A 20,495-nucleotide genomic window follows, 5' to 3' on the forward strand; every position below is an offset into this window, starting at 1 on the left:
CTCGTCACACCCCTTCGGCATGATGGGAACCATGCCGTCCGCCCCCCGACCCGCCGGTCCCACGTCCGCCGACTTCGCGTCTGCCGCGCGCCTCCTGTCGGCCGAGGCCCGCCGGATGGGCTTGGTCGGGCCGAGTTTCCGGTGCCCACCGCGTCTGGTGGGGGTCGATCGCACCATTCGACGGCGGGGCGAGGGCGCGATCGTGTCGGTGCGGCTCAAGGGGCGGCCGTGGCCTGCCGTCGTCGCCGACATGATCGAAGGTGTCGTGGTCGCGAACCGGCTCGATCCGCCCCGCTCCGACCGCCTTCGCTCCGAGTTGTGGGAGCGAGCCGAGTCGGCGACCGGGTTGTCCGAGCCCGAGCGCCGCGTGGCCTGACCCAGATTCTGGTGATCCGGGCTCAAGTCACCCGGCCGAGCGACCGATGCACCACTCGCAGGCTTTCGAGACGGAAGGACCCGCTTGCAATGCGATTGAGTGCAGAACCGAACTCGGCGATGATGGGAGCCGCGAGCCTGTCCACGGGCTACGGCACCGCCGCGTCGTCGGGCGCCCCGGTCGAGATCTCCGCTCGATCCGTTGCCGGCCTCCGATCGATGCGTCACGAGCTCGAGCGGACGATGACGTCGGCGAGATGGCTCCGGAGCGAGATCGCCGATGCCCAGTTGGTGCTGGCCGAGCTGGCGACCAACGCGTTCACACACGACGGTGCTCCCGAGTTCTCGGCAGTCGTCACGTGCTCCAATCGGCAGCTCGAGATCACGACGTTCCATCGCGGACGCGTGCTCCCGCCGTCGCCGCCGGTGCCGCCGGCCGACGACGGCACCCCGGGCGGTCGAGGGCTGATCATCGTCGATCAGATCGTCAGCGAGCGGCTCGTCTCGAATCGAGCCGGCACCACCTCGACCTACGTGCGGCTTACCCGCTGACCGGTTCGGGTCATGGACGTCGCCACACAGCGAGACGCTGTGATGGTGGCCACCACGGCTCGTAACACTGTCATCAAGGGATCCGCAAGGTCCGCAGATTCCGGTTTCGGACCGGAGCATGGTGGGAAAAAGCGACGCCACAACGCCTTCGCGACACCAGGGAACACAGGCGGAAAGAAGCAGCCATGAACACGACCACCCCCCAGCCCGACCACGGCGACGCGCCGAGCGCCGTCGTGGCGCTCGACAGCGACTCGCCGATCGTCGAGGGACGCACGCCGCTCTCGGAAGCCGAGATCGACCGTCTGCGAAACGAGTTGTACCGGCTCGTCAGCGATACCCGCCCGACCGTCGCGGTCGAGCCGATCGTCCACATCCAGTCGCGCACCCGCGTCGGCGGGGAGGCGCTCGCCCGCTTTCCCGGCTCGGCGTCGACGCAGGAGTGGTTCAACACCGCTGATGCGCTCGGGTTGAAGACCGAACTCGAGATGCGCATCATCGAAGAGGTCGTCCGCAATACAACCGTCGGTCGCGGCTTCATCAGCGTCAACGTCTCACCCGAGACGCTGCTCGACCCGCGCTGTCTGCCGCTGCTCTCGAGCGCCGACGGCGCCGAACTCGTCGTCGAGATGACCGACCACGAGTCGGTGCCGAGCCTGTCGTTGCTGCGGCCCCATCTCGATGCCATTCGCGATGCCGGTGTGCGGGTTGCCGTGCACGTCTCGTCGTTCGGCACGGAGATCACCCGACTCCTGATGCTCGCGAACCCTGACGTGGTCAAGCTCGATCCGCCGCTCAGCGCTGCGATCGTCGCCGGCGGCCACCAGACGGCGGCTGCTCGCAACTTCTTCTCCTACTGCCGTCGCCACGGTGTGTTCATCGTCGCCGTCGGGGTCGGCGACGGCGACCTCGCGAAGCTCCACGACGCCGGCGCCGACGCCGTGCAGGGACGCTCGCTCAGCATCGGCTGAGACGGCCGTCACGCGATTGCACTGGCCACCTCATGCATCTGCATGATGCCAGCTCAGCGTTGGTGCAAGGTTCGGTCAAGACCGGCTCGAAATGGGTTTGAAACGGTCAAGAGACGTCGCTGCGGGCCGATGAAAAAGCATCGCCACCTCGACCACGCCCATCGACGCGGCTGAGAGCCTGACCGAGAGTCGGCTCGGCAGTACCGACGTCGCGACACTGCGCACCGACGCCCTCGTCGTGTGCGGTGTCCTCATCGGGTACTACGTCGGCGCCGTCGCTGCCTACGAGATGCTCGAGTTGTCGAGCCTCGGTGCGGCATTCTTCCCGCCCGCCGGCGTTGCGCTCGCCGCCTTGATCGCGAGCCCGACCCGACGGTGGGCCCCCATCTTGATCGCCGTCGCGATCGCCGAGACGTTCGTCAACATCCAGCACGGCGTCGCCATCGGACTACCGCTCGCCGGATTCGCGCTCGCCAATGTGCTCGGCCCCCTCGTCGGCGCCTTCGCAGTGACGCGACACTCCCATCGCATCGACCTGGCGCGCGTGAGCGACCTGATGTGGTTCATCGGTGGCGGTGTGCTGCTCGGACCACTCGTGAGCGGGCTGGTCGGGGGCACCACGGTGTGGATGACCACCCCCCGACCGTTCGTCGATACCGCCGCCGCATGGTGGCTCGGTGATGCGCTCGGGGCCATGATCGTCGGCGCACTCATCATCTCGATGTTCGCAACCGACCTGCCGCGCTTCTCGCTCCCGGAGACGGTGCTGACGGTTGCCTTCACGGGTGGCGTCGCATTCGTCATCCACTGGTGGACGACCCAGCCGGCCGGCTTCATCGCCATCATCCCTCTCATGTTCCTCTCGGCTCGCAATGGCACCCGAGCTGCAGCGATCGGTTCGATGCTGATCACAGCCGTGGTCGTCGCCTCATGGGTGGGTGGACACGGATCCGTCTCGGGTTTCTCCGCCGAAGGCGGCGTCCTGCTGACCAAGCTGCAACTGCTGACGATGGCCGCCGCAGCGCTCCTCGTCGCCGCCGAAGCGGCCGAACTCGAGGCCGCGTCCCGGCTGGCCGGCGTCCAGTACGAGACGGTGCAGCTGCTGCGCCGGGCGCTTGCACCTGACACCGAGATGCACGGCCGGTTCGCCGACGCCGAGGGCGTGTCCCGGTCGGCCGATCAGCGGCTCGAGGTCGGCGGCGACTGGTACGACATCATCGAGACCGACGACGACCGTGTCGGCATCGTCATCGGCGACGTCGTCGGCCACGGTGAGGAAGCCCTGATCCAGATGGGGCAGCTGCGCTTCGCCGCTCAGGCGTTCGTCATGATGAGCCGCGACAGCGGTCAGGTGCTCGAATGGCTCGCGTACTACGCCGACACGTGCACGGGCGGCACCTATGCCACGTGTCTGGTCGCCTACTACGACCCCGCCACCGGTCAGCTGAACTACGCCTCCGCCGGCCACCCGCCGGGCCTCGTCGGTTCGGGGGACGGGTCGTGGCGCTGGCTCAGCGGGGCGCGATCGACCCCGATCGGCGTTCCGTCGAACAAGCAGCGAGTGTCGGAGACGATCGAGGTCGACGGCGATGCCTCGCTCGTCGTCTACACCGACGGCGTCGTCGAGCGTGCCGGTGAGATCATCGACACCGGCCTCGCCCGGATGTTCGACGCCGTGTCCGGACCCGAGCACAACTCGGTGACCCAGCTCGTCGACCGTCTGGTGACCGCCGGCTCCGACGACGCGTCGTTCGTCCGGGTCGAACTGCGGCGCGGCCAACCGGTCGTCGCCGTGCCCTCCGACGGCAGCGCCCCCTTCCCACCCCCGGCCTGACTTCATCCGAGTCGGTGTCGGAGGGAACGGAGACGGAGTCGACGTTTCCGGAGATCCCCTGACCCGGGTATCGCCACCGATCTCGGACCCTCCCTTGATGACCTCTTGACGACAAAACCCCAGGTCAGGGGTTTGATTCGCCCGATTTTCGGGAATGGCCCGGGACGTGAGCACGTCCCCCCGACGCACACGGCGACCCGCCGAAATCGGCCTGGCGGCCGTCGCCGCCGTGGCCGTCGTGGGTGTGGCCGTCGGGGCGGTCGCGAGTCGCTCGTCGTCGGCCGGCGATGTCGTCGTAGCCGCCGGGGACAGGTCCCCGAACCTGGTCGTGCCGGTGACGGGTGCCGAATCGGCGTCGCAGCCGTCCGCCCCTCCCGCACCGACGCCGACCAGCACGCCGGAGACCAGCACATCGACGACCGCGACCACGGTGCCGACGCCGTCGGTGTCGACGCGGGTCCTGGCCGGATCTGCTTCGTCGACCGCCGACTCGTGGGAGTTCCTGGTCGCTCGACCTGCCACCGACCGCGATGGCGTCGACCACCGCATCGAGATCGACACCGCCGCGACGAGGCAGACCTGGGAAGGAGTCGGCGCAGCCCTGACCGACTCGTCCGCTGCGCTGCTCACTGCGCATCCCGATGCCGTTGTCCGTCTCTTCGCCGAGCCGGCCGACGGGGGAGCGGGCCTCGACCTGGTTCGCCTGCCTCTCTCGGCGACCGACTTCTCGCTCACGGACTGGACGTGGCAACCGACCGACGACGGCACCGCGATCCCATCTCCGGAAGCAGAAGCGTCGCTCGCCGTGCTCGACTCGATCGAACTCGTTCGGCCAGGACTCGGGGTTGTCGGTGCCGCATGGACCTCGCCGGCATCGTTCCGAACCCAGCCCGACCAGCGCGGCGGCGTCCTGCGAGACGACTCGGTGGCCGCCTACGCCGATCTGCTCGCCGACCAGGTCTCGGTGCTGACCGATCGTGGCATCGACCTGCGGGCGGTCAGCGTCGGCAACGAACCCGGCCACGTGGGCGACTACCCGACGCTCGGCATGACCGACGACCAGATGCTCGCCATCGCCGAACGGATCGCCCCGGCCCTCGACGCCCATGGCGTCGACCTCCTCGCCCTCGACCACAACTGGTCAGATGCCGAACGGGCCGCCGGTCTGCTCCGACGAGGGGCCTTCGACGGTGCCGCCTTCCACTGCTACGACGGCGATCCGGCGTCGATGGCGCTGGTCAACCGACCCATCATCACCGAGTGCACGGCGACGACGGGCGGGTGGCGGACATCGGTCGGGTGGATGGCTCGACAACTCGTCGGCGAGGCGGTCCGTGCCGGGTCGACGGGCTTGTTGACCTGGAACCTGGCGCTCGACCCGCAACACGGCCCGAAGGCGCCGGGCGGGTGCGAGGAGTGCCGGGGGTTGCTGACGGTCGATCCGTCCGCCGGCACCGCGCAGGCGACGCCCGAGTACGCGGTGATGCGGCACCTGTCGGCCGCCGCCGATCCTGATGCGGACGTCGTGGAAACGCCGACGATCGACGGTCTGCCGTTGGCTGCGTTCGCCAACACCGACGGAACCGTCGGCGTGTTCGGTCACAACGACACCGAGGAACCCCTACTGGTCGAGGTCGTCGTCGACGGTGCGGCGCAGCGGTTCGAGATCGAGCCGTGGTCGGTGTTCTCGCTGAGGGGCTGACGAGTCGGCGACGGGCCGAGTTCAGCTGTGGCGGATGTCGAAGAAGTCGTCGAGCGAGCTCAGTTCGAAGACGCGCTCGACCGGCGACGACGGATCGGCGATCACCATCGACGAGTTGCGGGCAGCGAACGCCTGGTGGTGCTGCACGAGGACGCGCAGGCCGCTCGAGTCGACGAAATCGGTCTCGGACAGGTCGAGGACGACGTCGCCGTCGATCGCTTCGAGGGCCTGACCCAGTCGGGGGGCGGTGTGGGCGTCGATCTCACCACGGACGAGGAGTCGGTTGCCGTCGGCCTCCACGGAGAGGTCGTCCACACTCGGGTCTGATTGGTGGTCCATCGCTCTCCATCCTGGCAGCGTTTGACACGGAAACTCGGCACTTTACGCAATAAGTGCATTATCGAACACGATGCGTGACCGATTCACTGGGTCGGTCACTCGATGCTGCCAGTCTCGGTCGACGGCCGTCAACATCTGGATTCGGTCTAGATCGGCTCGCCGGCGTTTGGATCGCGTCGATGCGGGAGACGCTCCGCACATGACCACGTCGGCCACGATCAACGGTGCAGTGAGCTCGTCTTCGTTGAGCCTCCCGATTGGCGACGTCTGGCGTTCGTGCGTCGAACTCGACGGCGACGAGCGAGCCCCGAAGGCTGCCCGAGCGGCAGTCAATGAGGCGTGCGGACATCGATTCGGCGCATCGACCGTCGTCGACATCCAGCTCGTGGTCTCGGAATTGGTGACCAACTGCATCGAACACGGGCACGCCGATCTTGTCCGGCTCTGTCTCGCCGGCGTCGGTGAGAAGGTCTCGGTCACGGTGGCATCGGCCGCACCGCTCGACGGCGTGCCGCACCCCGATGCCTGGTGTCTGCCGACGGCGACCGCATGTTCGGGTCGCGGCCTGGCCATGGTCGGCAAGATCGGCTCGGCCGGTCTGCGGTTGACCGACTCCGCCGACGACGCCTGGTCGGCGGTCACCGTGTCGATCGAACCCCGCACTGCCTGACGTCGGGCCACGCACGCCAGGTACCGTACGTGTCTGGCCCGGGTGGTGGAACTGGCAGACACGGGGGGCTTAAACCCCCCTTCCGCTCCGGTGGAGTGCGGGTTCGAGCCCCGCCCCGGGCACGTGTCGACGGACGGCGCCGAAGCGCCGCCCGTCGAAGGAGGAGATCGACGGTCTGCGATCAGACGGTCGCCGTCACGGTGCCGGCCAGCTCGCCCGCCACGGCGACCTCGTCGTAGAGGCCGGTGGCCGAGTCGCCGTCGACCGAGCCGCCGAGATAAACGTCGTAGGACTCGCCGGCGACGAGATCGGGCGACGAGAACACGATCACGCTGTAGTCGTTCTCGGGTGCGAAGGTGACGAGGCTCTCGCCATCGGTGGTCTCGATCTGGACCACGGTGCCGGCGCCGATCGTCGAACCCGAGGTCAGATACAGCGACGCCTGGCTGGAGCCGGTGCCGACGCCCTCGGAGTTGCGACCGTCGACGTTCGTGCCGATGAGGAGGCCGCCGCTCATGCTGAACGAACCACCGCTGTAGTCCAAGGCGCTGTTGCGGGTGTCGGTCGGGCCGCTCACGGCGACCACGCCACCGGTCATCACGATGTGGCCGTTGGCATCGATGCCGTCGCCCTGCTCGGCGAGCGCTCCGGTGACCGTGATCGCGATCGTCCCGCCGTTGATGTTGATGTAGTAGTCGCCGACGGCTTCGTCGCCGGGGGCGCCACCGGGAGCGCCGCCACGTCCGAGGCCTTGGTCGCCGGCCTCTGTCGTCGTGCTCGCTTCGGCGCTCGCGACGTTCAGGCCGTCGTCGTTCGAGGTGATGTCGATGATCCCGTCGTTGACGGTGATGACTTCCGACTCGATGCCCTCGAACGAGTCGGTGACGGTGATCGTGCCGCCATTGATCGTCACGGCGAGGTCACCGTGGATGCCGTCGTCGCCCGATGCCAGGACGATGGTGCCGCCGTCGATCACGACCTCGTTGTTCGAGTGGATCGCGTCGTCGACCGAGGTGGCGTCGATCACGCCACCACCGATGGTCACCAGGACGTCGCCTTGGACGGCTCGTCCGGTGCCGGACACCGTCCCGGCGTCGATGGTCAGTTGGCCGCCGGTCACCTCGACGTCGGTGGCGGCCTGGATGCCGTCGTCGCCTGCCGTGATGCCGATCACGCCGTCCGCGACGAGGACATAGCCGCGCTCGGCATCCTCCTCGTTGTCGGCCTTGAAGCCGTCGCCGGCGGCGTCGACCGTGATCGTGCCGCCCTCGACGATGAGGTAGTCCTTGCCGCGAATGCCGTCGTCGGCGGCGACGACCGAGATGGTGCCCGACTCGATGACCAGGCCATCCTTGCTCGTGATGCCGTCGTTGTAGTTGGCCTCGACGACCAGTTCGCCGGTGCCGGCGATCGTGAGGTCGGCGGCCGAGTACAGGGTTGCGTTCGGTTCGTCGGTGTCGGCGTCGGGGAAGCTGTAGGTGGCTCCGTCGGTGAGTTGGTTCGTGGTGCCGTCGGCCAGCATCACGACGGCGCTGTCGGCCTCCATCACGGCAATCGCCGCGCCGTCGGCGTTGGTGATCTCGACACCGTCGAGGATCAGGATCACGTCGTCGGTGTCGGCCACGTCGACCACCACCTGGCCGTCGGCCAGGCTTCCGCTCAGCGAGTAGGTGCCCGCGGCGGAGATCGTGACGGTCGAACCGTCGACCGACACATCGCCGGAGTCGGCGGTCGCCGTGGTGCCGTCGAGTGCGATCGTCACGACCGCCGAGTCGTCGTACTCGAGGTCGGCCTCGTCGAAGTGCGACTCCTGGTTCTCGGTCGTCGCCGCCTCGATGGCGGTCGCCTCGTCGTCGGTGTCTCCAGCGGTGTCGGTCTCGACGTCGCCCGTGGTCTCGACCGTCGCTGCGCCGTCGCTTCCGGCCGCGGACTGCGACGATTCGCCGGCCGAACAGCCGGCGATCACCAGGAGCGTGGCGACGAGCGGTGCCAGATACCAAGTGTTCCTGCGGCTCGACGTCGAGCGGGTGTCGGTGGTGGGGGCGGGGGTGCTGCGATGCATGGAATCGTCCGATCTGTGGTGTTCGATCTGGTGATTCCGGTGTACGCGCCGAACCTGTGAGTCGGCAGGGAGCCGGCCGAGAACTCTGCGGGGAGGTGGTCGCGATCGATCGGCCCGGCACGCATGAGCCACCGTCCCACCGGATCGAGCGATGCGGTGTCCGACGTCGGACGGGCCGGTCAGCCGAGTCGGCAGGTCAGGACGCAGCCGCCCTGATGCGGGTCGACGACCGCCAGATCCTCGACGGTGATCGAGCCGGCTCGTTCCGCGATGCCCATTGCCATACCGCGGTGCAGTTCGCACACGACCTTCGGCGCCAGCGCTGCCGTCGACGCGAACGGGCACGGCCCGAGCACAAAGCGCACCGTCGAGTCATCGACCTCGACGGTCGGGTCGAATCCCGTCGAGGTCAGGTGTGCCGTCAAGGCGTCGACGGCCGATGTCTCGGGATCGATGGGATCACCGGCCGTCGCTCGCCGGCCGATCTCGACCGGCGTGGTGTCCGAGGTGGCGAGTTCGGTGAGGAGCCACGACAACCGTTCGTACGGCCCGTTCGGGCCCCATCTGCTGTCGGTGGACGGGTCGACTCGGTAGACGAGCTTCGGTCGCCCGGGTCCGCCGTTCGGAACGGTGGACTCGACGATCAACTCGGCGTCGAGGAGCTTGGCGAGGTGTTGTCGGATGGCGTTGTGGTGCAGCCCGAGGTGCGCGGTCAGCTCGGCCACGTCGACAGCGCGGGAGTGCTCGACGAGGTACTGGAAGATCGCGTGACGGGTCGGGTCACCCAGCGCACGTGCTTGGGTTTGCAGACTGGTCATATGTGGTCGGTCGGAGACCATAGCACTGCGGTTATTTCTAGCAGAGCACAGAAATACCTCTATGGTGTCCGTCGTGAGCCCCGCACTCGTCGTCTACGGCGACTTCAACTGTCCGTACAGCGCACTGGCCTCCGAGCGAGCCGCTCGCCTCGAACAACACGGTGCGGCGCGGGTCGAATGGCGTTGCGTCGAGCACGATCCGTCGATCGGCCCGGACGAGTTCCCGATGACCGGTGCGCATCACGACCAGTACGCGACCGAGATCGAGCACGTTCGAGCGCTGTCCTCCGACGGCGAGGCCGATGGCTTTCGGGTGCCCTCGCGCCGGCTCAACACGCGCGACATCAACCACACCTACGCGTCCGCCGACTCGGTGCGTCGGGCGGGGCTCCGCCAGACGTTGTTCGCCGCGTACTGGATCCGTGACCTCGACGTCACCGACGACGCGGTGATCGAATCGCTGGTCGCCGACGTGCCGTCGTCGCTGTCGGACGACGAGTCGTCGTCGCGCAGCGACGTGGCCGAGTTCTTCGTGCGGACCTGGACGGCGGAGTGGCGTGAGGTGGGCCGAGGCACGGTGCCGGTCGTCGTCACCGACGCCGGCACCGTCGCCCGTGGGCTCGACGCGCTCGAGTTGCTCAGTGAGCTCGGACGAACGGATCGGGTCGATGCCTGAGCGCCCCGATCGGGCCGACGAGCCATCGCACCCGGCGCTCGCCGCCGGTCTCCTCATGCTCGGCGTCGTCGTTCTCTTGGTGGTCGTCGCCACGCTCGAGGCGGTCTCGTGACCGGCGAGGGCGGCGAGGCGGCCTGTTGGGCGCACCTCGTCGACGCCGACGATGCCCGACCCGGCAGCGGCGTGGTGTGGAGCCTGCCGCACGGCGGCGACCTGGACGGCAACCTGGTGCACCTGCGCCCCGGGGCCGTCATCGACCCACACGTCAACGCCGAGCTCGACGTGCTGATCGTCGTCTGGAGCGGGAGCGGCCGACTCACCGTCGACGGAGTCGCTCGGGAGCTGGAGCGAGGCGTGGCCACGGTCGTGCCCAAGGGTGCCGAACGGTCGATCGCAGCGCTCGACGACCTCCGCTACCTCAGCATCCATCGACACCGTGACACGCTGAGCATCTCACCGCGCTGAGGTCGGTCGTGATCCGGCCCGTTACGGAGCGGTGTGGAGCACGCGCTGCGGGAACGCGATGACGATGCCGTTGGCGTCGAGATCGCGCTTGACGGCGCGCATGGCACGATCCTTGACCGACCAGCGGGTGATCGGATCGGTCCAGATCCAGACCTTGGCGTTGATGGTCGAGTCGCCGAATTCGTCGATCAGCACCTGTGGCCCGGGGCTCGCGAGCACACCGTCGACCCCGGCGAGGGTCTCGGCCGTGAGCGCGACGGCGCGATCGAGGTCGGTCGAGTAGTCGAGGCCGATCACGAACTCGACGCGAATGCGGTCGGGACGTGCCGCCGACACGATCGGGTCGTCCATGAACTGGCTGTTGCGCATGCGTACCATCCAGCCGTCGAAGGTGCGCACGTGCACGACACGACCGTCGATCTCCGTCACGACGCCTTCACGGCCGCCGCAGACCTGCACCACATCGCCGATCTGTACCGGTTGGCGCGCCTGCAGGACGACGCCGGCGCCCAGGTCGGCGAGCATCGGCCGGCCGATCAGGACGGCGATCAAGGCGATCATCAGCAGCAGCGTGATCACCGGGCCGAAGCTGAGCCCGAGCGCGCTGAACGCGATCACGAAGCCGAACACGACCACGACGTAGCCGGCGAGTCGGGCGAGGATGCTGCCCGTCGTCGGACGGACGCCGGGAACGGTCGCGATGAGACGGGCGACCGCCTTCCTCGTGATCGCGCCGAGGACGAACCCGGCGACGATCGCGATGCCGGCGACCAGAAGGTCGGTCGCAGTCAGTGTGCTCGTCTCGAACTTGGCGGTCACCGCCTCGACGTCGATCGGGATCGGTGGTGTCACGGTCACACGGTGCATGTCGGCTCCTTCGGTCGCACGGCGTGGTCGTGACGCTATGGCATGCGGTCGGCTCGGTCGTGCCGTCCGGTGTCAGCTCACGATCGACGAGTCGGGCCGGAAGGTGGACCAGGCGAACCAGAAGGTGTCGACATGGGGGAGCTGTTCGAGCTGGGTCCCGGTGAGTTCGCCATCGGTCGCCCGGCCGAACACGTTCCACGTCGAACCGGTCTGCTCGTCGACGAACCCGTCGCCCTCCGCCCGGAAGTCGAGCACGACACCGTCGACCTCGCGCTCGAACACCCCGGTGGTGCCGACGTCGGCGCCTCCGCTCACCGTGTTGGCATCCAGGGCTGACGCCGTGCCGGGTGTCCAGAACGCGACGATGTCGTCGTCGTCGAACTCGGTGGCGACGAGGCGTTCGTCCTCGAGGAGCGCCAGCTGGATACCGAGTGCCACGCCGTCGCGTTCGACGCCGACGATCCGGGTCATCGCCGTGAAGCGGCCGTCGACCTCCCCCTCGAACAGGAACGGGGTGCCGTCGATGTCGTCGTAGCCGGGGTACGGGTTGCGGCCGTAGTCGCGTTCGCGGCCCGTGTCACGAGTGAGAACGATGCCGTCCGGATGCTGCTCGCGCCACTCGGCCCAGCCGATCGTGGTGAGGGGGAAGTCGACCAGTTCGGTACCGGTGAGTTCACCGGCGATCGCCTGACCGGTGAAGTGGCTCCAGAGCGATTCGGTCTGGCGGTCGTACATGACGAGCGCCGAGTTCCAGAGACTTCCCGACGTGCCGAACTCGAGGATGCGATCGCCGACGCGACGGTCGTAGGCCACGGCCGAGTTGCACAGTGGGCAGTACGTCACCGAGACGGGGATCCCGCCGACCGTGTCGTTGACGATCTCGTGCCAGATCAGGATCTGGACCGGGTAGGCGCGCACGTCGCCGTCGATGTCGAGCGAGAGCACGGGTTCGTCGTCGTCGAGGAAGTCGATGGAGTCGGGTCGCGCGAACTGCGGGTCGTCGATCGACGGGATGCCGTCGGGCGGCGGGCCGCCACTCGTGATCTCGGCGAGCGGCACGATCGGATCCGGCAGTGCGCTGTCGTCTGGTTGGCGGTCCAGCCGGAGCAGATCGAGCCCGGACTCCTGCACGTCCGGCGGTGATGGCTCGATCCGGTCGATGACGACGGGGTCCGTGGAGCGCGGCGGGTCGTCCGTCGTGTCATGTGTCGTGTCGTTCGATGTGACCGTCGAACCCGAGGGGTCGTCCGAGTCGGACGAGCTGCCATCGGTCGAGCCGGGGTCGTCGGACGATCCGCAGGCGGCGAGGAAGAGTGCTGCCGCGACCAGGGCGGCCGAGCGACGGGTCGCGGTCGGGTGTGGTCCCATGAGGTGAGAACCCTGCAGCCGGGTGGGCGCTTCCCGATGCCCGTGCACAGTGCCCGCTCGCTTAGCGTTGCCCGCATGCGCGCACTGTTCGACGACGAGCACGAAGCCTTTCGTGACAGCTTCTCCACCTGGATCGACAACGAGGTCGTCCCCGATTACATGGAGTGGGAAGACGACGGCATCGCGCCCCGGTCGATGTACACCTCCGCCGGCAAGTACGGCTTCCTCGGGATGCAGATCCCCGAGCGGTTCGGCGGGGGCGGATCGCACGACTTCCGCTTCAACCAGGTGATCGCCGAGGAGTTCTCGGCGAAGGGCATCGGCGGCGCCGGGCTCGGGCTCACGCTCCACAACGACATCACGACGCCGTACTTCCTTGAGTTCACCAACGACGAGCAACAGGAGCGCTGGCTACCGGGCATCGCGAGCGGGGAACTGATCACGGCCATCGCCATGACCGAACCCGGCACCGGCTCCGACCTCGCCGGGGTCGCCACGACGGCGATCCGCGACGGGGACGAGTACGTCGTGAACGGTTCGAAGACGTTCATCACGAACGGCATCAACGCCGACCTCGTGATCGTCGCCGCCAAGACCGACCCGAACGAGCGACACGCAGGCATGTCGTTGCTCGTCGTCGAGCGCGGCATGGAGGGCTTCGAACGCGGTCGCAACCTCGACAAGATCGGGATGCACAGCAACGACACGGCCGAACTGTTCTTCACCGACGTCCGGGTGCCCGCCGCCAACCTGCTGGGGGAGGAGGGGAGCGGCTTCCGTTCCCTCACGAACAACCTCGCGCAGGAGCGGTTGTCGATCGCCATCACCGGCATCGCATCCGCCCGTGCCGCGCTCGGCTGGGCGCTCGAGTACGTCCAGGAACGCCAGGCCTTCGGGGCTCGCGTCGCCGATTTCCAGAACACCAAGTTCGTGCTCGCCGAGGTCGCCACCGAGGTCGACATCGTGCAGGCATACGTCGATCAGTGTGTGCTCTCACACAACCGCGGGCAGCTGTCGGCCGCCGACGCGGCCAAGGCGAAGTACTGGTGCACCGACCTGCAGAAGCGTGCCGCCGACCGGTGTCTCCAGCTGTTCGGTGGCTACGGCTACATGACCGAGTACCCGATCGCCCGTGCCTACGCCGATGCCCGCGTGACCAGCATCTACGGCGGCACCAACGAGGTCATGAAGACCATCATCGCCAAGTCGCTCGGCCTGTAACAGAAGGGGTCAGGCACCTTCTGTTCCACAGGTGAGTGACGGCCCCGCACTCCCTGTAACAGAAGGTGCCTGTCCCCTTCTGTTCACGCACTCCCTGAACAGATAGTGCCTGACCCCTTCTGTTCAGGCGGGGACGTGTGCCTGTTCGAAGTGGAGGGCGTCGTCGGCGATCGGGGAGTCGACGATCAGACCGATGTCGCCCTTGTAGTTCTGGAGGGCGACCCACGGTTCACGATCGCCCTGCTTCGGCAGCATCGGCACCATGCGCTGGATGTAGCCGGCCGAGAAGTCGTCGATCCACGGACGCTGCTCCATCTCCTGATCGTCGGCGCGGAGCCGTGGCACGACGACGTCGGTGTCGGTGGCCCGCATGTAGTTCAGCACCCGACAGACCCAGCCGCACACGATGTCGGCCCGCAGCGTCCACGACGCGTTGACGTAGCCGAACGTCGACGCCAGGTTCGGGACGTTCGAGTAGGCGACGCCCTTGTAGGTGAACGTCTGTGAGAAGTCGACCGGTTCGCCGTCGACGGTGAAGTCCATCTCGCCGAGCGTGACGAGCTGGAGGCCGGTCGCCGTGACGACGATGTCGGCGTCGAGGTGCTCGCCCGAGCTGAGCTGGATTCCGGTCTCGTCGAAGGTCTCGATCGTGTCGGTCACCACCGACGCCGAGCCGTCGTTGATGGTCTCGTACAGATCGCCGTCGGGGATCAGGCACAGGCGCTGGTCCCACGGGTTGTAGCTCGGCGTGAAGTGCTGGTCGACGACATCGTCGCCGAGCTGCTTGCGCGACATGTCGAGCAGCTGCTTCTTCACCTTCTCGGGCTTGGTGCGGGTCTGCTTGTAGAAGAACTGCCCCATGGCGATGTTCTTCTTCCGGGTGAGCTTGTAGGCGAGATCGTCGGGCAGCACCTTGCGGAGCCCGTTGGCGATCGCATCCTTCGCCGGGCGCGACACGACGTACGTGGGGGAGCGCTGCAGCATCGTGACGTGCCCGGCGCCGCTGCGAGCCATGGCGGGCACCAGCGTCATCGCCGTGGCGCCCGAACCGATCACGACGACCTTCTTGCCCTGGTAGTCGAGATCGTCGGGCCACTGCTGCGGGTGCACGAACGTCCCGCCGAAGCGCTCCTCGCCCGGGAAGTCGGGTCGGTAGCCGCCCTTGTACGAGTAGTAGCCCGAGCACATGAACAGGAACGAGCACGTGTAGCTGACCGGCTCGTCGGTGGCCGTGTCGCGAGCGTGCAATGTCCAGCGTGCGTCGGCGCTCGACCATTCGGCCCGCTCGACGTGGGTGTTGAAGCGGATGTACTGCTCGAGGTCGAACTCGGCGACCGTCTCGCGCAGGTACTCCATGATCGACGGGCCGTCGGCGATCGCCTTCTCGTGTTTCCACGGCTTGAAGCTGTAGCCGAGGGTGTGCATGTCGCTGTCGGAGCGGATGCCCGGGTACTTGAAGAGGTCCCAGGTGCCCCCGATGTCGGCCCGCCCTTCGAGGACGACGAAGCTTCGGTCGGGGCATTGTTGGTTGAGGTGGTAGGCGGCGCCGATCCCGGAGATCCCCGCGCCCACCACGACGACATCGACGTGCGGCAGCTCGCTCATGCCAGCGACCGTACCCGTCGGTAACGACTCGCTGCGTGTCGAGCCGATCGAGCCTGCGAAGCTGACGCCCATGATCGACGTCGAGTTCACGAACGTCGCCAACGGCGACATCACCATCCGCGTGGCGACCATGGGTTCCGGCCCGCTGATCGTGTTCGTCCACGGCTGGCCCGAGCTCTGGTACTCGTGGCGCCACCAGATGACCCACGTCGCGGAGCGCGGCTACCGAGCCGCTGCCATCGACGTGCGCGGCTACGGCGGCAGCTCCAACCCGACCGACGTCGAGGCGTACACGATCCGCGAGCTCACCGGCGACGTCGCCGCCGTGATCGACGCCCTCGGCGACGGCGAGCCGGCGATCGTCGTCGGACACGACTGGGGTGCGCCGATCGCCTGGAACACCGCCCGGCTGCACCCCGATCGGGTTCGGGCGGTCGCCGGGTTGAGCGTGCCGTACCTGCCGCTCGGGCCCACCTCGGCGCTCGAGATCTTCCGACAGCTCTACGCCGACCGCTTCTTCTATCAGCTCTACTTCCAGGAGCCCGGCCGTGCCGAGGCCGACTTCGGCGCCGACAGCGCACGATCGTTGCGGATGATCCATCACGGCGCCAGCGCCGACGGCCGTGGGACGTTCCTCGCCGACAAGCCTGCCGACGCAGCGTTCCTCGACGGGATGGTCGATCCGGAGATGCCGCTGTCGCATCTGTCGGAGGACGACCTCGCCGTGTATGTCGAGGCGTTCGAGCAGAGCGGTTGGCACGGTGCGATCAACCGATATCGAGCGCAGGATCTCGACGCGGCCGACGTCGGCCAACTGGGAGGCGGCGAGATCGATCAGCCGGCGGTGTTCATCGGTGGAGCGCTCGACGCCGTCCGCGACTTCATCCCCGGCGCCGACCTGTACGACGCAGCACCCGGCGCCTGCACCGACTTCCGCGGCACCACCATCATCGACGGGGCCGGGCATTGGGTGCAGCAGGAACGCCCCGACGAGACCAACGCCGCCCTCGACGCGTTTCTCGACTCGCTCTAACGCGGGCGAAGGGTGCGGACCACGGTGGTTCCGTCGGCGTGGACGAACGTCGTCGTCAACGCTTCCGGTGTCGCGTCGAGGAGGAGGTAGCCGTGGCGGTCGAGGTCGAGGTGGTCGATGCCCGGGTTCAGCCGGGTCAGGATCGTGTGCACGAGCCGCTGCGGGAGCAGGGTGCGGTCGCGGACCGCCTCGGCGAAAGTGGCGCCGGCGATCGACGGTGACGTGAACTCGTGCGCGACGGCGCTGCCGTCGTCGGCGAGGAAACGGCGTGACCAGCCGGCGTGGAGATCGCCCGACACGACGATCGGCGTTCCCCGCACGCGCTGCAACAGATCGGCCAGGCGTCGCCGATCGTCGGGGAACCCGTCCCACTGGTCGGGGTTGACGACCCGGCGCCAGGGCGGCCACCCGAACGTCGGCGCGTAGGCGAGCGTCATCGGTGACACCTGCACCTGGTTGGCGAACACGAACCAGGGGGCCGTCGACCGCTCGACCGCCTCTTCGACCAACGACCACTGCCGCTCCGAGAGGATCGGGCCATCGGCCCGGTCGGTGGTCGGCCCGTCGGTGTCGGTCGGGGTGCGTCCGCCGAACCGGGCGTCGACGAGGACGAGATCGAGCAGACCGTCGATGTGGCGGACACGATCGAGGCCGGCGACCGCCGGGTCGATCGGCATCCACTCGTGCCACGCCTGGATCCCGGCCGCACGGCGTGCGACCGACTCCTCGTCGGGGGCGTTGTCGATCACCTCGTGGTCGTCCCAGACGGCGAGGAACGGCCGGTCGGCGTGCAGCGCTCGCAGCCCGGCGTCGGTCCGGTGCTGCGCGTGACGTCGGCGATAGTCGTCAAGGGTGCGGCATTCGTGCGGCGGGTCGGTCATCTGCCCCGTCGGGGTCGTCTCGCCGATCTCGTAGATCGAGTCACCGACGTGGAGCACGAGATCGGGTTCGTCCCGCGCGATGCGCCCGTACAGCTCGAAGCCCGGCCAACCCCATCGTGAGCAACACGCCACGGCGATCCGGAATCGGTCGGCGGCGAGCGGGAGCGTCGTGGTGCGGCCGACCTCCCGGTCACCGAACGCTTCGACGACGAGATGGTAGGTCGTGGCGGGTCGCAACCCGTCGACGGCGACATGGCAGGTGAAGTCGCTGTCGGGGCTCACGTCGACGACGCCATCCGAGATGGCAGCGCCGTCCTCCGCCCACACCGACCAGCGGACCGGCCCGGAGACCGCGGCGCCGGCCGGGGGTACCGCGCGCGTCCAGAGCACGAACGAATCGTGGGTGACGTCGCCGGTCGCCAGCCCGGAGCGGAACACCCGGCGGTCGCTGCTCGGCGTCGAGATCGTCACCTCTCGACGGTAACCGTCCTCGTCGCTCGGAAACCCTGTCACACCCCCTGATCATGATGGCCGTCATGTTCTTCAACTCGTCGTGCGCCGGCTGTCATCGCCCCGGTCCGGTGTTGTGCCGGACCTGTCGTTTCGTGCTCGCAGCGCCGCCCGCCATGCCGGCGAGCGGCGACGTCGTCGCCGCCGTGCCGTTCGTCGGTCGTCCGCGGCAGGTGCTCCTCAACTTCAAGTACGGCAATCGCCGCCAGCTCGGTCACCACCTGGCCGGTCTCGTCGTCAACCGCCTGCTCGAGAGCGGCATCGGCCCCGACGAGGTCGACGTCGTCACGTGGGCGCCGACGAGCGCGAAGCGCCGTCACCGGCGTGGGTTCGATCAGGCCGAACTCGTGGCGCGTCGTGTGGCGCTCCAGCTCGGGGTGCCGTGCCGCCGGCTGCTGCGCCGAGACGGTGTGGCCCCGCCCCAGACGGGCCTCGATCGCGCCCAGCGACTCCACGGCCCGGTCTTCACCGCCTCGCCGGCGGCGCACGGTCAGCGCGTCCTGGTGATCGACGACGTCGTCACGACCGGCGCCACGCTCCGCTCGGCGACGCACGCACTCCGGCTCGCTGGTGCGGTCGATGTGATCAAGTCGGCGGTCGCCACGACGCCGGCCGTCGTCACCGACCGCCGCCGCGAGGCGCCCCGGGCGCGCAAGCGGCCCGCCGCCACGCACACGTTCGTGCACGGGCAGCGGGCCGCCTGAACGCGATCAGCCGGGTCGCTTGGCGATCGCGATCGCGCCGCCGCCCATCGCGAGCAGGGCGAGGGCGATCAACGCCATCGTCGACTCACCGTCACTGCCGGTGGGCGGCAGGATCGGTGCGACGGTGGTCGGCACGGCGGCAGCCGGAACCGTGGTCGTCGGCGCGGCCGTCGTGGTCGTCGACTCGACGGGCTCCGGCGCGACCTCGACCTCGAAGAGGCGGACGGTGCCGCTCACCTCGTGCGACACGGCCAGGAGCGGGTTGTCGGTCGGGCTGTCGGCCGCCGGCACGAAGGCGATCCCCTCGGGCGAGATGTCCGCTGCCGATGCGGCCTCGGTCAGTTCGGTGGCCGGCGTCGTGGCCGTGTTGACGTAGGTGATGAACTCCGGCGCCGACGGGTCGCTGACGTCGTACATCATGATGCCGCCCGAGCGCTCGAGGCCGATGAACGCGAAGGTCCGGCCCTCGGCCTCGCCGACGGCGATCGCCTCGGGCTCGGCGCCCTTGTCGTCGGAGCGGCCGTCGGTCTCGTCCTCGTCGAGATTGAAGAACGGCGAGCCGAGCAGGAGCTGCGAGAAGTCGTCGCCCGAGTCGAACACGAGGTCGCCGCTCGCGTCCCAGATCGAGAACGAGCGGGCACCGTAGCCGTAGATCTGCGGCACCATCTGGCTGCCGTCGAGTTCGGTCGGGAACGCCGTCGTCGTCTTCAGTCGGCCGAGTTCCTCGTCGGCGAGGTCGCCGGCCACGTACGGCGCCGCGAGGCCCATCGCCTCGACGCCGTCGACGAGCGTCCCTTCTCCGGCCTCGAAGTCCTTCACGCGGACTTCCTCGGAATAGCAGTCGTAGTCGCGAGCATCACCCTCGTTGGCGGTGAAGAGGTAGGTCGAACCGTCGATGTCGGCGGCTGCGATCGCGTCGGGCATGTACATGCCGAGCACGTTGCGGGTCGTGATCGCTTCGGCGCCGTCCTCGTTCGACGGATCGAGGCCGTTGCCGGCCTGCGAGTGGTCCTTGTAGCCGAGCGGGACGATGTCGGTCACCGTGGCGGTCGCGATGTCGACCACCGCGAGCGCGTTGTTCTCCTGCAGCGTGACGTAGGCGGTGGTGCCACCGTCGTTCACGGCCACGTACTCCGGTTCGAGGTCTTCCGACACCGACGCGCCCGGGAAGAAGATGCGGACGCCCGCTGCCTTCAAGGCCGCCTCGTCGTCGTCGAAGTCGTTGAAGTCGGCGTTGGCGACCGTCCCGGCGCCGAGATCGATGATCGAGATCGAGCCCTCGGGGTCGAACTCGGCCTCGCAGACGGGCTCACCCTCGTTGGCGACGATCACCTTGGATTTGTCGGGGGTGAACGTGACCATGTCCGGCAGGAAGCCGACGGTGTAGGTCGCCTGATGGACGCCGGCGGTGGTGAAGATGACGACCGAACCGGGGTCGGTCGGATCGGCGGCCGACACGGCGACGGCGATCACACCGTCGCCGACCGCGACGCTCTGAACGCCGTCGCCGTAGGCGTCGAGCGCGATGCTCGTCACGAGCGTGGGTGCCGACGGGTCGAGGATCGAGATGATGTCGATCGAGTTGCTCGCCCCGTTGGTGCTGTACACCTGGGTCGTCGCGGCATCGAACGCCACGATCTCCGAGCCGCCCTCGCCTTCGGGCGTGGCGTACACGCCGAGGGCCGTCAGCCCGTCACCGTCGGCTGCCGAGGCCGATCCGAATCCGCCCGCCGCCACCGATGCAACGATGGCGGCCGGGAGCAGGGCCGCACCGATGCGATATCCACGTTTGTTGATCATGGGCGCCCAGGTCAGCACGCCCAGGTGAACGCCAGGCGGCCA

The 20,495-nt window shown here is 68.3% G+C and carries 19 protein-coding genes and 1 tRNA gene; 12 read left to right on the plus strand and 8 right to left on the minus strand.

The features are described 5' to 3' along the window. Window positions 1–31 precede the first annotated feature (31 nt). From BDK89_RS05955 to BDK89_RS05975, 5 genes are all read left to right on the plus strand, one after another. Window positions 32–376 carry a hypothetical protein gene (locus BDK89_RS05955; protein WP_133868073.1) on the plus strand — a complete coding sequence of 115 codons (345 nt, stop codon included), beginning with the start codon at window positions 32–34 and terminating at the stop codon, window positions 374–376. A gap of 89 nt (window positions 377–465) precedes the next feature. Continuing rightward, a complete protein-coding gene (locus BDK89_RS05960; protein ID WP_133868074.1) occupies window positions 466–927 on the plus strand; it encodes an ATP-binding protein in 462 nt (153 codons plus the stop codon). A gap of 185 nt (window positions 928–1,112) precedes the next feature. Continuing rightward, window positions 1,113–1,898: an EAL domain-containing protein gene (locus BDK89_RS05965; protein ID WP_133868075.1), complete on the plus strand. Its 786-nt coding sequence runs from the start codon at window positions 1,113–1,115 to the stop codon at window positions 1,896–1,898. A 238-nt stretch (window positions 1,899–2,136) separates the two neighbouring features. Continuing rightward, complete coding sequence (locus BDK89_RS05970) at window positions 2,137–3,732, plus strand: PP2C family protein-serine/threonine phosphatase (RefSeq protein ID WP_133868076.1); 1,596 nt, start codon at window positions 2,137–2,139, stop codon at window positions 3,730–3,732. Window positions 3,733–3,898: 166 nt separating this feature from the next. Continuing rightward, window positions 3,899–5,434 (plus strand): glycoside hydrolase, encoded by a 1,536-nt coding sequence (locus BDK89_RS05975; RefSeq protein WP_133868077.1) that lies wholly within the window; start codon window positions 3,899–3,901, stop codon window positions 5,432–5,434. Between the two features lie 21 nt (window positions 5,435–5,455). Here the strand turns inward: BDK89_RS05975 and BDK89_RS05980 are convergent, their stop codons facing one another. Continuing rightward, window positions 5,456–5,773, minus strand: a complete 318-nt coding sequence (locus BDK89_RS05980; RefSeq protein WP_133868078.1) for an STAS domain-containing protein — start codon at window positions 5,771–5,773, stop codon at window positions 5,456–5,458. A 199-nt stretch (window positions 5,774–5,972) separates the two neighbouring features. On the opposite strand from BDK89_RS05980, the gene BDK89_RS05985 reads away from it, so the two are divergent. Together BDK89_RS05985 and BDK89_RS05990 are read left to right on the plus strand one after the other, a co-directional pair. Then, window positions 5,973–6,443 (plus strand): ATP-binding protein, encoded by a 471-nt coding sequence (locus BDK89_RS05985; RefSeq protein ID WP_166657409.1) that lies wholly within the window; start codon window positions 5,973–5,975, stop codon window positions 6,441–6,443. A 36-nt stretch (window positions 6,444–6,479) separates the two neighbouring features. Next, window positions 6,480–6,565, plus strand: a tRNA-Leu gene (locus tag BDK89_RS05990). A gap of 59 nt (window positions 6,566–6,624) precedes the next feature. Here the strand turns inward: BDK89_RS05990 and BDK89_RS05995 are convergent. Together BDK89_RS05995 and BDK89_RS06000 are read right to left on the minus strand one after the other, a co-directional pair. Beyond that, window positions 6,625–8,505 carry a carbohydrate-binding domain-containing protein gene (locus tag BDK89_RS05995; protein ID WP_133868080.1) on the minus strand — a complete coding sequence of 627 codons (1,881 nt, stop codon included), beginning with the start codon at window positions 8,503–8,505 and terminating at the stop codon, window positions 6,625–6,627. A gap of 179 nt (window positions 8,506–8,684) precedes the next feature. Then, complete coding sequence (locus tag BDK89_RS06000; RefSeq protein WP_166657410.1) at window positions 8,685–9,323, minus strand: helix-turn-helix transcriptional regulator; 639 nt, start codon at window positions 9,321–9,323, stop codon at window positions 8,685–8,687. A 73-nt stretch (window positions 9,324–9,396) separates the two neighbouring features. On the opposite strand from BDK89_RS06000, the gene BDK89_RS06005 reads away from it, so the two are divergent. Both BDK89_RS06005 and BDK89_RS06010 read left to right on the plus strand, forming a co-directional pair. Then, on the plus strand, window positions 9,397–9,999 hold the full coding sequence (locus BDK89_RS06005; RefSeq protein WP_166657411.1) for a DsbA family protein: 603 nt from the start codon (window positions 9,397–9,399) through the stop codon (window positions 9,997–9,999). 108 nt (window positions 10,000–10,107) lie between these two features. After that, the gene (locus BDK89_RS06010) at window positions 10,108–10,464 is read left to right on the plus strand and encodes a cupin domain-containing protein (protein ID WP_166657412.1); all 357 of its coding nucleotides are present in this window, start codon (window positions 10,108–10,110) and stop codon (window positions 10,462–10,464) included. A 21-nt stretch (window positions 10,465–10,485) separates the two neighbouring features. On the opposite strand, the gene BDK89_RS06015 is transcribed toward BDK89_RS06010, so the two are convergent. Both BDK89_RS06015 and BDK89_RS06020 read right to left on the minus strand, forming a co-directional pair. Then, window positions 10,486–11,331 carry a mechanosensitive ion channel family protein gene (locus BDK89_RS06015; RefSeq protein WP_133868084.1) on the minus strand — a complete coding sequence of 282 codons (846 nt, stop codon included), beginning with the start codon at window positions 11,329–11,331 and terminating at the stop codon, window positions 10,486–10,488. A gap of 72 nt (window positions 11,332–11,403) precedes the next feature. Beyond that, on the minus strand, window positions 11,404–12,699 hold the full coding sequence (locus tag BDK89_RS06020; protein ID WP_133868085.1) for a DUF3179 domain-containing protein: 1,296 nt from the start codon (window positions 12,697–12,699) through the stop codon (window positions 11,404–11,406). Window positions 12,700–12,774: 75 nt separating this feature from the next. On the opposite strand from BDK89_RS06020, the gene BDK89_RS06025 reads away from it, so the two are divergent. Continuing rightward, entirely contained in the window at window positions 12,775–13,920 is a 1,146-nt protein-coding gene (locus BDK89_RS06025) for an acyl-CoA dehydrogenase family protein (RefSeq protein ID WP_133868086.1), read from the plus strand. Between the two features lie 123 nt (window positions 13,921–14,043). Here the strand turns inward: BDK89_RS06025 and BDK89_RS06030 are convergent, their stop codons facing one another. Next, window positions 14,044–15,525 carry a flavin-containing monooxygenase gene (locus BDK89_RS06030; RefSeq protein WP_133868087.1) on the minus strand — a complete coding sequence of 494 codons (1,482 nt, stop codon included), beginning with the start codon at window positions 15,523–15,525 and terminating at the stop codon, window positions 14,044–14,046. A gap of 70 nt (window positions 15,526–15,595) precedes the next feature. On the opposite strand from BDK89_RS06030, the gene BDK89_RS06035 reads away from it, so the two are divergent. After that, complete coding sequence (locus BDK89_RS06035; protein WP_133868088.1) at window positions 15,596–16,558, plus strand: alpha/beta fold hydrolase; 963 nt, start codon at window positions 15,596–15,598, stop codon at window positions 16,556–16,558. Here BDK89_RS06035 and BDK89_RS06040 read toward each other — a convergent pair. Further along, window positions 16,555–17,910 (minus strand): alkaline phosphatase D family protein, encoded by a 1,356-nt coding sequence (locus BDK89_RS06040; protein ID WP_166657413.1) that lies wholly within the window; start codon window positions 17,908–17,910, stop codon window positions 16,555–16,557. The genes BDK89_RS06035 and BDK89_RS06040 overlap by 4 nt on opposite strands. A 53-nt stretch (window positions 17,911–17,963) precedes the next feature. Between BDK89_RS06040 and BDK89_RS06045 the strand changes: the two genes are divergently transcribed. Then, window positions 17,964–18,653: a ComF family protein gene (locus tag BDK89_RS06045; RefSeq protein WP_133868090.1), complete on the plus strand. Its 690-nt coding sequence runs from the start codon at window positions 17,964–17,966 to the stop codon at window positions 18,651–18,653. Window positions 18,654–18,659: 6 nt separating this feature from the next. Here the strand turns inward: BDK89_RS06045 and BDK89_RS06050 are convergent, their stop codons facing one another. Beyond that, window positions 18,660–20,453, minus strand: coding sequence for a choice-of-anchor I family protein (locus BDK89_RS06050; protein ID WP_133868091.1), 1,794 nt, complete (start codon window positions 20,451–20,453; stop codon window positions 18,660–18,662). Window positions 20,454–20,495 lie beyond the last annotated feature (42 nt).

The sequence above is a fragment of the Ilumatobacter fluminis genome (genome assembly GCF_004364865.1).
GTDB classification, from domain to species: domain Bacteria; phylum Actinomycetota; class Acidimicrobiia; order Acidimicrobiales; family Ilumatobacteraceae; genus Ilumatobacter; species Ilumatobacter fluminis.